This is a genomic window from Actinoplanes aureus (assembly GCF_015704865.1).
Taxonomy (GTDB): Bacteria; Actinomycetota; Actinomycetes; order Mycobacteriales; family Micromonosporaceae; genus Actinoplanes; species Actinoplanes aureus.
Map to the genome: position 1 here is coordinate 453,532 of NZ_JADQTO010000006.1, position 12,732 is coordinate 466,263.

Genomic DNA, 12,732 nt, shown 5'->3' on the forward strand with positions numbered 1-12,732 from the left:
CATATCCTGTGCGCGTGCTGATCGCAACGGAGCGACTTGTCCTGCGGCGCTTCCGGGCGTCGGACGCTGCCGCCCTGGCGGCCTACCGGTCGGCCCCGGAGGTGGCGCGCTACCAGTCGTGGGACGCGCCGTTCCCGGCCGAGAAGGCGGTGGTCGCGGTCCGCAACTTCGCAGCCGGCACGCCCGACCGGCCGGGGCATTTCCAGTACGGGATCGAGCACGCCGCGGACCGGGTGCTGATCGGGGACGTCTACGTGCGCCTGCACGACAACCTGAAGCAGGCGGAGATCGGGTTCACGCTGGCCCCGGCGTACCAGAAACGGGGTTATGCGACCGAGGCCGTGCGGGCCGTGCTGGACCGCTTGTTCCGCCTACAGGGGCTGCACAAGGTGACCGGGGAGTGCGACGCGCGGAACAAGGCGTCGGCGGCCCTGATGGAGCGGCTGGGGTTCCAGCGGGAGGGCCTGCTGCGGCAGCAGACCTACATCAAGGGTGAGTGGACCGACGACCTGATCTACGGCCTCCTCGGCACCGAGTGGGGACGGGCCTGAGCCCGTCCCCGGCTCGATGGTCAGCCTTCGTGACGGAGCCAGACTGCCCCTAGCGGGGGGACCCGCAGTGAGACCGAGGCGTCGAAGCCGTGCCAGGGCAGGTTCTCCGCCTCGACGGCGCCCATGTTGCCGACGCCCGAGCCGCCGTACAGCTCGCTGTCCGTGTTGATCACCTCGGCCCAGCGGCCGGGACGGGGCAGGCCGATGCGGTAGCCCTCGTGCGGGACCGCGGCGAAGTTGACGATGCACGCCATGGTGTCGCCGTTCGGCGCGAACCGGACGAACGAGAACGTGTTGTGCTGTGAGTCCTCGCTGGTGATCCAGCGGAAGCCGGACGGGTTGGTGTCCTGCGTCCAGATCGCCGGAGTGTCCCGGTAGACCCGGTTCAGGTCGCCGACCAGGCGCTTGACGCCGGCGTGCTGCGGGTCGTCGAGCAGGTGCCAGTGCAGGCCGCCGCCCTCGTTCCACTCGAACTCGTCGCCCATCTCGGCGCCCATGAACAGCAGCTGCTTACCGGTGAACGCCCACATGAAACCGAGCAGGGCCCGGGTGTTGGCCAGCTTCTGCCAGAGGTCGCCGGGCATCTTGCCGGTCAGCGAGCCCTTGCCGTGGACCACCTCGTCGTGGCTGATCGGCAGGATGTAGTTCTCGCTCCACGCGTAGACCGTCGCGAAGGTCATCTGGTGGTGGTGCCACTGCCGGTAGATCGGCTCCTTGGTCATGTAGGTCAAGGTGTCGTTCATCCAGCCCATGTTCCACTTGAACCCGAAGCCGAGACCGCCCAGGTGGGTGGGGCGGGTGACGCCGGGCCACGCCGTGGACTCCTCGGCGATCGTCACTACACCGGGGTGGTGCTTGTAGACGGTCGCGTTCATCTCCTGGAGGAAGCTGATCGCGTCCAGGTTCTCCCGGCCGCCGTACTGGTTCGGGGTCCACTCGCCGTCCTTGCGGGAGTAGTCCAGGTACAGCATCGAGGCGACCGCGTCGACCCGCAGACCGTCGGCGTGGAACTCCTCGCACCAGTAGAGCGCGTTCGCCACCAGGAAGTTGCGGACCTCCTTGCGGCCGAAGTCGAAGACGTACGTGCCCCAGTCCGGGTGCTCGCCGCGCCGCCAGTCGCCGTGCTCGTAGAGCGGGGTGCCGTCGAAGCGGGCCAGGGCCCACTCGTCCTTCGGGAAGTGCGCGGGCACCCAGTCCAGGATCACGCCGATGCCGGCCTGGTGCAGCTTGTCGACCAGGTGGCGGAACTCGTCGGGGGTGCCGAACCGTGAGGTCGGGGCGTAGTAGCCGGTGACCTGGTAACCCCAGGAGCCGCCGAACGGGTGCTCCATCACCGGCATCAGCTCGACGTGCGTGAAGCCGGTCTCCAGCACGTACTCGACCAGCTGCTCGGCCAGCTCGACGTAGGTCAGCCCGGGCCGCCAGGAGCCCAGGTGCACCTCATAGACGCTGGTCGGCTCCTGGTGCCACGCCTTGCGGGCGCGCTCGCGCATCCAGTCCTCGTCGTGCCACTGGTACGACGACTGGTAGACCACCGACGCGGTGGCCGGCGGGACCTCCGCGTACTGGGCGATCGGGTCGGCGTGCTCACGCCAGACGCCGTCCCGGCCCAGGATCTTGAACTTGTACTTGGTGCCGATGTGCGCGGTCGGAACGTAGATCTCCCAGACGCCGCTGGAACCGAGCGAGCGCATCGGCCACCCGTCGTACGGCCCCCAGCCGGAGAAGTCGCCGATCACCTGGACGCCGCGGGCGCTCGGCGCCCACACCCCGAACGCCACGCCGGTGCCGCGCGGCTGCGCGCCGAGCACCTTCCACAGCTTCTCGTGCCGGCCCTCACCGATCAGGTGCAGGTCCAGCTCACCGAGGGTGGGCAGATGCCGGTACGGGTCGTCGCACTGCGTCCCGTCCACGTCCAGGCGGTAGTCGAGCACCGTGCCCGGCAACTCGGCCGCGAAGATCCCGTCCTCGTGCACCAGGGTCATCTCGTACCGTTCACCGTCGTGCAGGACCGCGACGGCCTCGGCGCCCTTGCGCAACGTACGGATCACGGTGTGCCCGCCGTGCGGATGCGCGCCCAGGATGGCGTGCGGATCGTGGGTGTCCCCGGCGATCACGCTGTTCATGGCCCGCTTGTCGGCGGCCAGGCGAGAGCTGCTGTGCCCGATCATGGCTTGGGAATTCCTCCGGGGGTCTCGTCGATCAGCCGCGTGATGGACCGCAGGGGGATCCGCAGCCAACCGGGGCGGTGCCGGGACTCGTACGCGGCCTCGTAGACCGCCTTGTCCAGTTCGTACGCCGCCAGCAGCGCACCACGCGACCGAGGGTCGATGCCGGCCGCCCGCGCGTACCCGTCGCAGAACGCGGCCCGGTTGCGGTCCACCCACTCCCGGGCGCGCGCGGCCAGGTGCTCGTCCTCGTCCTGGTCCACCAGCAGTTGATAGGCGGCGTACTCGTAGGAGCGCAGCACACCGGCCACGTCCCGCAGCGGCGAGTCCGGCAGGCGGCGCTCGTCGAGCGGCTGGCCGGGCTCGCCCTCGAAGTCGATCAGCAGCCACGCCTCGGGGGTGCGCAGCACCTGTCCGAGGTGCAGGTCGCCGTGGATCCGCTGGACGACGACCTGTTCGCCGGTGAGCTCGGTGAACCGGTCGGTGATCGCCGGGACGTACTGCTGCAGCTCGGGCACCGCGTTGGCGGCGTTGCGCAGCCGGGCGAGGACCGCGTCCAGCGGGAACGGGGCCGGTCCGGCGCCCATCTCCTCGGCGAGCGTGAGGTGCACCGAGGCGACGGCCTCACCGAGCCGGAACGATTCGCCCTGGAAGTCGCCACCCACCTCGTCGGCCGCGAACGCCGCGTCGGCGAACAGGTCGCGGGCCGACGCGGTCGCCATGGCCCAGCCCTCGGCGGAGTTGACCGCGTACTCGGTGACCATGCCGAGCGAGCACGGGCCGCCGGAGTCGGAGGCCTCGAACGAGCCGAGCAGCCGGGCCACGTGCGGGTTGCCGGCCCGGCCGAGCACCCGGTTGAGCTCGATGTCCGGGTTGATGCCACAGGTGACCCGCCGGAACACCTTGAGGATCGCGTCCTCGTCGAAGATCACGCTGGTGTTGCTCTGCTCGGCGTCGAAGACGCGGGGCCAGGCCTCGAGGGGAAGGGTGGTGTCCGGCTCCTTCTCGAAGGTGACGTCACCGACCGGCTCGGAGCGGTCGACCAGCCCCAGCAGGTAGCGGGCCGCCGCCGGGTCGTAGAGCGCGTCGTAGCCGGTCCGCCCGTCGTCGGCGGTGCCGATCGTGGCGACCGAGCTGTACTCCGGGACCGGGCCGGCACCCCAGCCGACCGGGATCTGGTACCGCTCGGAACTGCCGTCGGTGTACTCGACGTCGACGAGCACCAGCTCCAGGTCGTCGCCGAGCGGCGTGGCGGACGCCTCCTTGATGGACGCGACGACTCGGCTGCGTCCCGCGTACCAGCGTTGTTTCGGTAACCACTCGGCGAAAGGCAGCGTCATTGCTTCTCCTCCGACCCACACAACTGGAACCAGTAGAAGCCATGTCCCGGAAGGGTCAAAAGGTACGGCAACTGGCCGATTCGTGGGAAGTTGACATGTCCGGTCAGCTCCACCGGGGTGTACCCGTTCCAGTGCTGCAGGTTGAGCTCGATCGGCTGCGGGAAACGGGACAGGTTGTTGACGCAGAGGACCACGTCGTCACCGATCTCGCGTAGGTACGCGAGCACCGACGGGTTGGAGCCGCCCAGTTCGCGGAATGTTCCGACGGCGAACGCCTCGTGCCGGCGGCGTACCGCCAGCATGGTCCGGGTCCAGTTCAGCAGTGAGGTCGAACTGTCCCGCTGGGCCTCGACGTTCACCGCCTGGTAGCCGTACACCGGGTCCTGGTTGACCGGCAGGTAGAGCCGGCCGGGGGTGGCGGTGGAGAAGCCCGCGTTGCGGTCCGGGGTCCACTGCATCGGTGTCCGTACGCCGTCCCGGTCACCGAGCCAGATGTTGTCGCCCATCCCGATCTCGTCGCCGTAGTAGAGCACCGGCGAGCCGGGCAGCGACAGCAGCAGGGCGGTGAACAGCTCGATCTGGTTGCGGTCGTTCTCCAGCAGCGGGGCGAGCCGGCGGCGGATGCCGACGTTCGCCTTCATCCGCGGGTCCTTGGCGTACTCGGAGTACATGTAGTCGCGTTCTTCGTCGGTCACCATCTCGAGCGTCAGCTCGTCGTGGTTACGCAGGAAGATGCCCCACTGGCAGTTGTCCGGGATGGACGGGGTCTGCGCCAGGATCTCCGAGATCGGGAAGCGCGACTCCCGCCGTACCGCCATGAAGATGCGCGGCATCAGCGGGAAGTGGAACGCCATGTGGCACTCGTCGCCGCCGGAACGCGGATCGCCGAAGTACTCCACCACGTCGGCCGGCCACTGGTTCGCCTCGGCCAGCAGCACCCGGCCGGGGAACTCGTCGTCGATCACCTTGCGGCAGTGCTTCAGGAAGGCGTGCGTGGCCGGCAGGTTCTCGCAGTTGGTGCCCTCCTGCTCGAACAGGTACGGCACCGCGTCCAGCCGGAACCCGTCGATGCCCAGGTCGAGCCAGAACCGCAGGACGTCGAGCATCGCCTCCTGCACGGCCGGGTTCTCGTAGTTGAGGTCCGGCTGGTGCGAGAAGAACCGGTGCCAGTAGAACTGCCGCCGCACCGGGTCGAACGTCCAGTTCGACTCCTCGGTGTCGACGAAGATGATCCGCGCGTCCTGGTACTTCTCGCTGGTGTCGTTCCAGACGTAGAAGTCGCCGTACGGCCCGTCCGGGTCGTGCCGCGACGCCTGGAACCACGGGTGCGAGTCGGACGTGTGGTTCATGACCAGGTCGGTGATCACCCGGATGCCACGCCTGTGCGCCGCGTCGAGCAGCGCCACGAAGTCGTCGACCGTGCCGAACTCCGGCAGCACCTTGTAGAAGTCGCGGATGTCGTAGCCGCCGTCACGCAGCGGCGAGTCGTAGAACGGCGGCAGCCAGAGGCAGTCCACGCCGAGCCATTGCAGGTAGTCGAGGCGCTCGATCAGGCCGCGAAGGTCGCCACCGCCGTCCGACCCGGAGTCGTAGAACGCCCGGACCAGGACCTCGTAGAAGACGGCACGCTGGAACCACGTCCGGTCGGCCGGGAGCGCCCGCGCGTGTCCGAAGTCGTCGGACGTCGGGTGTTCGACCACTCCGTCCTCGGTGTGACTGCCCTCGGCGGGATCGTGCTCGCCCGTCATCTCCATCTGGTTCCCCCTACCCCGCCTGTACCACGAAGATGTGCGCCGGCTCGACGTACGGGTCGATCCGGACCGCGTTGAACTGACCCCACTCGTACGTCGCCCCGCTCATCTGGTCGACCACGGTGAAGCGGTCGTGCCAGTTCAGGCCCAGCGCCGCCATGTCGAGAGAGGTGTTGCCCCACTGCACGTTGCTCGAGTCGAACGAGCAGATCACCAGAACGGTGTTGCCGGTGTCGGGATCCCGCTTGGAGAAGCACAGCAGCGCACCGTTGTCGATCTCGTGGAAGCGCAGGTTGCGCAACCAGTGCAGGGCCGGGTTCTCGTCGCGGATCCGGTTCAGCCGGGTCAGATACGGCGCGAGCGAGCGCCCGCTGCGCTCGGCGGCCGCCCAGTCCCGCGGCTTCAACTCGAACTTCTCGTTGTCGATGTACTCCTCCGAGCCCGGCCGGGCCACGTGCTCGAAGAGCTCGTACCCGGAGTAGAGGCCCCAGGACGGGGTGAGCATCGACGCCAGCACCGCGCGGATCTTGAACATCGGCGGGCCGCCGTGCTGCAACGCCTCGTGCAGGATGTCGGGGGTGTTCGGCCAGAAGTTCGGCCGCATCCAGTCGATCGAGGTGAGCAGCTGCTGCATGTACTCGCGCATCTCGGGAGCGGAGTTGCGCCAGGTGAAGTAGGTGTACGACTGGGTGAAGCCGATCTTGCCGAGTCCGTTCATCATGGCCGGCCGGGTGAACGCCTCGGCCAGGAACAGCACGTCCGGGTCGGACTCCTTGACCTTGGGGATCAGCCACTGCCAGAAGTTGACCGCCTTGGTGTGCGGGTTGTCGACCCGGAAGATCTTCACGCCGGCGTTCACCCAGTGCATGACCACGCGATAGACCTCGTCACGCAGCGTGCGGTAGTCGTTGTCCCAGTTGATCGGGTAGATGTCCTGGTACTTCTTGGGCGGGTTCTCGGCGTACGCGATGGTGCCGTCCGCCTTGGTGGTGAAGAACTGCGGGTACTGCTTGACCCACGGGTGGTCCGGCGCGGCCTGCAGGGCCAGGTCGAGCGCGACCTCCATGCCCAGCTCCTCGGCCCGCTCCCGGAACGCGATGAAGTCGTCCAGGGTGCCCAGCTGCGGGTGGATCGCGTCGTGTCCGCCCTCGTCCGAGCCGATCGCCCACGGCGAGCCGACGTCCTCCGGCCGGGCCACCAGGGTGTTGTTCCGGCCCTTACGGTTGATCTTGCCGATCGGGTGGATCGGCGGCAGGTAGACGACGTTGAAGCCCATCGCCGCGACGGCGGGCAGACGCGCGGCGGCGGTGACGAAGGTGCCGTGCTTGATCGGGGTCGCGTCCGGGCCGATCTCGGCGCCCTCGGAGCGGGGGAAGAACTCGTACCACGCCGAGTAGAGAGCGCGCTTGCGATCCACCCAGAGCGCGAACGAGCGGGTGGTGGTGACCAGGTGCCGCACCGGGTTGTGCCAGAGCAACTCCTCCAGGTCCAGCGCCGGGGTGACCCGGGCGAACAGCGAACGCTGCTCGTCGCGCAGGGCGGCGGCCGCAGCCCGCACCTGGTCCTCGTCGCCAGCCGAAGGCGCGACCTTGGTGGCCAGGTCGAGCACCTCGGCACCCTCGGCCAGATCGTTCGCCAGGTCCTCGGCGCCCTGCCCGGCGCCGATCTTCTTCACCACGGCGTCGCGCCACGTCCGGTACGGATCGTCGAAGGCTTCCACGGTGAACGTCCAGCGGCCCACCGCGTCCGGGCGGATCGTGGCGTGCCATTGATCCAGTCCCGGCTCGCCGGGGGTCATCCGGGTGAACGGCCTGATCTCGCCGTCGGGTCCGCGCCATACCACGTTCACACCGAGGGCGTGGTGACCTTCGCGATAGGACACCGCCGAGACGGGAACAAGTTCGCCGACCACCGCTTTGGCGGGGTAGCGGCCGCCGGACACAGCCGGCGTCACGTCTTCGATGGGGAAGCGACCGGTCATGATCTCCACCGTAGTCAGAGGGGCTCGGGAGGACTCGGCGACCGGCAAAACCCACCGCCGTTCGTCCTATGACTTCTCCGGAGTGGAAAAAATGAAACGGCCGACCGCCGAGGTGGCTCTCAACCTACCGGAGTGGACTCAGCCCGGCCCGTCCAGACGCGGCCGGGCGCCGCCGGAAAACACCACAAGTTCACCTCTACGCAACAAGCGTTCATCCCCGTGCCGCCGCCGGCAAAGGAGTGTGTCGGTTGCCGTGCGTTGCCATCGAGTGCCCTTGCTCAAGACGGCGCCCGCGCTCCCGAGCTATATCCCTGACGCCAGCCGGACCCGGCTAGCGCCTGAGGGAGGAGCTACCTACGTGGCCGGACCGTCTACCGCACTGTCGCCGGTGATCGCCGCCAGCACCCACTGGCTGGCGCGCGCCTACCCCGGCGGGGACTCCAACACGGTCGCGCACACCCTCGCCGAACTGCAGGCCCGGCAGGCCGTGACGGTCGCCGCCTGGCTGCGCTACCCCACCGAGGTCGACGCCGCGCTCGTCGCGATCGCCGGTCCGGGCGGCTCCGCGCTGCTCGACTGGAAGGCCGGCAGCGAGCCCGAGGACGAGTTCGCCGACGGCGAGGGCTGGCGCACCTGGGTCGACGAGGTCGTGGTCAGCTGGGCCGCCTGCCTGCTGGCCGACCCGATGCTGGCCCGCCGCGGCGTCGACTCGGTGATCGCCGCGATGCCGGGGCCGATGGCCGACCCGCGCCCGCGCCCGCACGCCCGGCGCTCCGGCGGCCTGCCCAACGAGTTCCGCCGCCTGCTCCAGCCGGACAACCGCGACCGCGAGGCCGCTGCGCTCCTGCGCCACCCGGACCTGCTGGAGCCGATCGCGGCCATGCACCGCGACACCCTGCTGTACCTGCTCGACGCTGAGCCGGCTGTGTCTGATGGCCTCGCTCCGCTCGGCGGGGATCGCGCCTTCTGACGCCGTAGTTCTTCCTCTCCCTACCGGGCCGCGCGCACGCGGGTGTGCGAGTCCGATACGCGGGAGGGGTCCTGAAGGCCGCGAGGCCGGCACCGCCCTGTCCTCCTGGGTGCCGGTCTCGCGGCCTTCGTCGTTTCCGGTGCCCGGGAGAAAATCCGGACGTCGTGCAGCATCGGTGAGCCGCCGTGCGTTACCGGTGCACAGACGATGAACGGAGCGGGGGATCGGATGAGGGACCCGTCGGGGTTCGACGAGTTCTATCGGGATACGTCCGCGCGCATGGTGCGCTACGGGTACGCGCTGACCGGTGAACTCGCCGAGGCACAGGATCTGGTGCAGGAGGCGTACACCCGGGCCTGGCGGCAATGGCGCACGGTGTCCGCGCACCCGGCGCCGGAGGCGTGGATCCGGCTGGTGATCGCCCGGCTCGCCTCCGACCGGCGGCGCCGGATCCGGGGGTGGTGGACGGCGCTGAGCCGCAGCGGGCCACCCGAACCGGCCCGGCCACCCGCCGACGACACCGTGCTGGTGACCGCCGCGCTGCGCCGGCTGCCGGAGCACCTGCGCCAGGCGCTCGCGCTGCACTACCTCTTCGACCTGCCGGTCGCGGCGATCGCCGAGGAGACCGGCGTACCGGTCGGCACCGTCACCTCATGGCTGACCCGTGGCCGCCGCGAGCTGGCGTCGTTGCTCTCCGCCCCGGACGCGGTCGCCGCGCCTCGCGGGCCCCGGTCGGCCGCCTACGGGCACAAGCCGACCACCCCGAACCATCACCCGGCGCGCTTGGAGGGGGCCACCGATGTCGAATGATCTGGAACGTGCCTTCGCCGCACTGAGCCGCGACGCCGAACGGGCCCGGCTGGCCCCGGCGGCCGAGCTGCGCCGCCGGGCCGGGCGCCGCACCGCCGTGCGATCCGCCGCGGCACTGGTCGCGGTGGCGGTCCTGGCCACCGGCGCCACGGCCGGCGCCCGGTTCGCCCTGGCGGGGGAGGACCACCGCCGGCCTGACCACCCAGCGGACCGGGTTCCGGCGCCTAGTGCCTCGTCGGCACCGTCAACCACGCCTGTTTCCGCTCGGCCGCCGTCCGGCACACCGCGGTCGTCCCGCACTCTCAACATCCCGGCGGACGTGCCCGACTGGGCGATGCTGAAGTACGCCGACGGCAACACCGACGAGTTCTACCGGTTCGAGGATGGCAAGCCGCCGCCGAAACCGTGTTCGGCCGCCTCCTACCCGAGTGAGAAACGGGTGCTGGTACGCGCCACGGTCCGCCTGCTCTACCGGGCGCCGGAGCTGGGCCCGGAGTACACGCCGAGCGACGAGGTCCGGAACACCGTCACCGCCTACCGCGCCACGGGCGCCGAGGAGTTCCTCGACGAACTGCGGGCGGCGGTGCGGTCCTGCCCCGAGGGCAAGCTGGGCTCCGCACCGGCCGCGTTCCGCAGTCTCGGCTCGATGGGCCTCGGCGACGAGTCACTGCTCGTCGAACGCTCCACCGAGGGTTACAACGACGACGGCACGCCGAGCGGAAACCGGCGCCGGACCTACATCGCGGCGGTCCGGGTGAACGACGCGGTCACCCTCCTCGAGACGTACGGCTACGAATCCGTCCCCTCGGACCGCTCGGTGGTGGAGTCGCTGACCCGCGCCGCCGCCGACCGCCTGACCACCTGGCGCGGCTAGCTCAGCCGGGCCGGGAAGCCGCCGGTGGCGATCGGGCCCCACGACTCGATCGTCACCCGGATCAGGCACTTGCCCTGGTCACGCATGGCCTGCCGGTACTCCTCCCAGTCCGGGTGCTCACCGGAGATCACCCGGAAGTACTCGACCAGCGGCTCCACGGCCTCGGGCAGGTCGATGACCTCGGCGGTGCCGTCGACCTGGACCCACGGGCCGTTCCAGTCGTCGGAGAGGACGCAGAGGGTGACCCGTGGGTCGCGGCGGACGTTCGCCACCTTGGCGCGCTCCGGATAGCTGGAGATGACGATCCGGCCCTCGGTGTCCACGCCGCAGGTGTTCGGCGAGGACTGCGGGCGCCCGTCCTTGCGGGTGGTCATGAGGATGGCGTGGTGCCGGGGCCGCAGGAAGTCGATCAGCTGCTGCCGGTCGACACGGTCGTTCGTCGCGATGGTGCGGGCCATGTCGTGTCTCCCTCTCAGCCGCGCTCGGCCTGGGCGGCGGCGTCCACCTCGATGGCGCCCGGGTCCTGCGGACCGGGGCCGGCCGCGGCTTGCTCAGCACTAACGGCGGCGCCGATGATGCCGGCGTTGTTGAGCAGCGTGGCCGCGACGATCGGGGTGCGGATGTCGAGCAGCGGGAAGAACTTCTCCGATTTCTTGCTCACTCCGCCGCCGATGATGAACAGCCGGGGGGAGAGCAGCATCTCGACGTGCCGCAGGTAACGCTCGACCCGCGGCGCCCACTGCTCCCAGCTCAGCTCGTCGGCCTCGCGGACCCGGTCGGAGGCGAGCAGCTCGGCGTCCCGGCCGTCGATCTCGAGGTGGCCGAGCTCGGTGTTCGGGATCAGCACGCCGTCGAGGAACAGCGCGGTGCCGATGCCGGTGCCGAGGGTCACCATCATGATCAGACCGGACTGGTCACGGCCGGCGCCGAACGCCACCTCGGCCGCTCCGGCGGCGTCGGCGTCGTTGAGCACCGTCGCCGGCAGGCCGAGCCGCTCGGCGAACAGCTTGGCGGCGGGCGCGTCGACCCAGGACTTGTCGACGTTCGCCGCTGACCGGGTCACGCCGTCGACCACCACGCCGGGGAAGGTGATGCCGACCCGCTCGATGCCGTGGAACTTGCCGGCCACCTCGGCGACCGCCTCGACGACACTGTCGACGTCGGCGGGCTGGGGGGTGGGCACGCGGAATCGCTCTTCGAGCAGCTCGCCGCGCACTGTGTCGACCGGTGCGCCTTTCACTCCGGAGCCGCCGATGTCGATGCCGAGGATGGTCATCCGTCTTCCGTTCTTCCGCTCGGGAGGTTCACCGCTGGTGTCTACCACGCCCGACCGACACTAAATCGCGCGCTCCGGGGACTGGGTGCGGCCGACACCATAGGATGAATTCGTTCCGTAGTTCCCGTATTCACGCAACGTCACTCATACTTTCGGCTAGTCGGGGGCTCATCTTCTCGGCTAGCGTTGCCCTAAGGAACGGTCGCCGCGCGCGGGCACGGCTCTCTGCCCGCTGATGGAGGACCTGTCATGACCCTTCTTCACCTTTCCCCTGCATCGTCCCGGCTAACCCCGGAGACCAGCGCCTCTGAGCTGCTCACCGTGATGACCAGCGCCCCGCCGGGGCAGCGGTCCAGGATCCGGGACCGCGCTATCGAGGCGTGGTTGCCTCTCGCCCGTCACCTGGCTCACCGGTATTCCGGCCGGGGCGAGCCGACCGATGATCTGATCCAGACCGCGACGGTTGGGTTGATCAAGGCGGTGGACAAGTTCGATCCGGAGCGTGGTGTCGATTTCGCGGGTTATGCGATTCCGACGGTCATCGGTGAGATCAAGCGGCATTTCCGGGACCGGACGTGGTCGGTGCGGGTGCCGCGGCGGCTGCAGGAGTTGCGGCTGGCGATCACCGAGGCGAACAGCACGCTGACGCACTCGCTGGGCCGTTCGCCGACGGTGCCGGACATCGCGGCGCATCTGGGGATCAGCGAGGAGGACGTGCTCGAGGGTCTGGAGGGTGCGCGGGCGTACAACGCGACGTCGTTGTCCACGCCGATCAGCGCGGACGGCACGACCGAGCTGGGCGACACGCTCGGTGGCGAGGACCACGAGTATGAGATCGCCGAGACCCGGGTGGCGCTGGGTCCGGCGCTGGCGACGCTGGACGAGCGGGAGCAGAAGATCCTGACGCTGCGTTTCTACGGCAACCTGACCCAGTCGCAGATCGCCGAGCAGATCGGGATCTCGCAGATGCACGTCTCCCGGTTGCTGACCAAGGCCCTCACCAAGCTGCGC

General features: G+C 69.6%; 11 protein-coding genes. 5 read left to right on the forward strand and 6 right to left on the reverse strand.

The features are described from left to right. Positions 1-14: 14 nt before the first annotated feature. The gene (locus tag I4J89_RS16065; protein WP_309238342.1) at positions 15-551 is read left to right on the forward strand and encodes a GNAT family N-acetyltransferase; all 537 of its coding nucleotides are present in this window, start codon (positions 15-17) and stop codon (positions 549-551) included. Between the two features lie 20 nt (positions 552-571). On the opposite strand, the gene glgB is transcribed toward I4J89_RS16065, so the two are convergent. From glgB to I4J89_RS16085, 4 genes are read right to left on the reverse strand one after another with little or no spacing between them, the layout of a single operon-like run. After that, on the reverse strand, positions 572-2,677 hold the full coding sequence (gene glgB / locus I4J89_RS16070) for a 1,4-alpha-glucan branching protein GlgB (RefSeq protein ID WP_196414795.1): 2,106 nt from the start codon (positions 2,675-2,677) through the stop codon (positions 572-574). 41 nt (positions 2,678-2,718) lie between these two features. Continuing rightward, the gene (locus I4J89_RS16075; protein WP_196414754.1) at positions 2,719-4,059 is read right to left on the reverse strand and encodes a maltokinase N-terminal cap-like domain-containing protein; all 1,341 of its coding nucleotides are present in this window, start codon (positions 4,057-4,059) and stop codon (positions 2,719-2,721) included. Next, positions 4,056-5,813, reverse strand: a complete 1,758-nt coding sequence (treS, locus tag I4J89_RS16080; protein ID WP_196414755.1) for a maltose alpha-D-glucosyltransferase — start codon at positions 5,811-5,813, stop codon at positions 4,056-4,058. The genes I4J89_RS16075 and treS overlap by 4 nt, the downstream gene beginning before the upstream one ends. A 10-nt stretch (positions 5,814-5,823) precedes the next feature. Next, positions 5,824-7,791 (reverse strand): maltotransferase domain-containing protein, encoded by a 1,968-nt coding sequence (locus I4J89_RS16085; RefSeq protein WP_196414756.1) that lies wholly within the window; start codon positions 7,789-7,791, stop codon positions 5,824-5,826. A 358-nt stretch (positions 7,792-8,149) separates the two neighbouring features. Between I4J89_RS16085 and I4J89_RS16090 the strand changes: the two genes are divergently transcribed. From I4J89_RS16090 to I4J89_RS16100, 3 genes are all read left to right on the forward strand, one after another. Beyond that, positions 8,150-8,761 (forward strand): hypothetical protein, encoded by a 612-nt coding sequence (locus I4J89_RS16090; RefSeq protein WP_196414757.1) that lies wholly within the window; start codon positions 8,150-8,152, stop codon positions 8,759-8,761. Positions 8,762-8,989: 228 nt separating this feature from the next. Further along, a complete protein-coding gene (locus tag I4J89_RS16095; protein WP_196414758.1) occupies positions 8,990-9,571 on the forward strand; it encodes a SigE family RNA polymerase sigma factor in 582 nt (193 codons plus the stop codon). After that, positions 9,561-10,445, forward strand: coding sequence for a hypothetical protein (locus I4J89_RS16100; protein ID WP_196414759.1), 885 nt, complete (start codon positions 9,561-9,563; stop codon positions 10,443-10,445). The genes I4J89_RS16095 and I4J89_RS16100 overlap by 11 nt, the downstream gene beginning before the upstream one ends. On the opposite strand, the gene I4J89_RS16105 is transcribed toward I4J89_RS16100, so the two are convergent. Beyond that, complete coding sequence (locus I4J89_RS16105; RefSeq protein WP_196414760.1) at positions 10,442-10,903, reverse strand: PPOX class F420-dependent oxidoreductase; 462 nt, start codon at positions 10,901-10,903, stop codon at positions 10,442-10,444. The two genes, I4J89_RS16100 and I4J89_RS16105, sit on opposite strands and share 4 nt — an antisense overlap. Before the next feature lie 14 nt (positions 10,904-10,917). Beyond that, positions 10,918-11,721, reverse strand: coding sequence for a polyphosphate--glucose phosphotransferase (gene ppgK / locus I4J89_RS16110; protein WP_196414761.1), 804 nt, complete (start codon positions 11,719-11,721; stop codon positions 10,918-10,920). Between the two features lie 249 nt (positions 11,722-11,970). Between ppgK and I4J89_RS16115 the strand changes: the two genes are divergently transcribed. Continuing rightward, a partial coding sequence (locus I4J89_RS16115) for an RNA polymerase sigma factor SigF (protein ID WP_196414762.1) occupies positions 11,971-12,732 on the forward strand: 762 nt, incomplete at its 3' end.

Excerpts from the sequence above, each read along its gene's own strand:
- ppgK (WP_196414761.1), bottom strand. The coding sequence starts at position 11,721 with ATGACCATCCTCGGCATCGACATCGGCGGCTCCGGAGTGAAAGGCGCA.
- I4J89_RS16085 (WP_196414756.1), bottom strand. The coding sequence starts at position 7,791 with ATGACCGGTCGCTTCCCCATCGAAGACGTGACGCCGGCTGTGTCCGGC.
- I4J89_RS16100 (WP_196414759.1), top strand. The coding sequence starts at position 9,561 with ATGTCGAATGATCTGGAACGTGCCTTCGCCGCACTGAGCCGCGACGCC.
- I4J89_RS16105 (WP_196414760.1), bottom strand. The coding sequence starts at position 10,903 with ATGGCCCGCACCATCGCGACGAACGACCGTGTCGACCGGCAGCAGCTG.
- glgB (WP_196414795.1), bottom strand. The coding sequence starts at position 2,677 with ATGAACAGCGTGATCGCCGGGGACACCCACGATCCGCACGCCATCCTG.
- I4J89_RS16075 (WP_196414754.1), bottom strand. The coding sequence starts at position 4,059 with ATGACGCTGCCTTTCGCCGAGTGGTTACCGAAACAACGCTGGTACGCG.
- I4J89_RS16095 (WP_196414758.1), top strand. The coding sequence starts at position 8,990 with ATGAGGGACCCGTCGGGGTTCGACGAGTTCTATCGGGATACGTCCGCG.
- treS (WP_196414755.1), bottom strand. The coding sequence starts at position 5,813 with ATGGAGATGACGGGCGAGCACGATCCCGCCGAGGGCAGTCACACCGAG.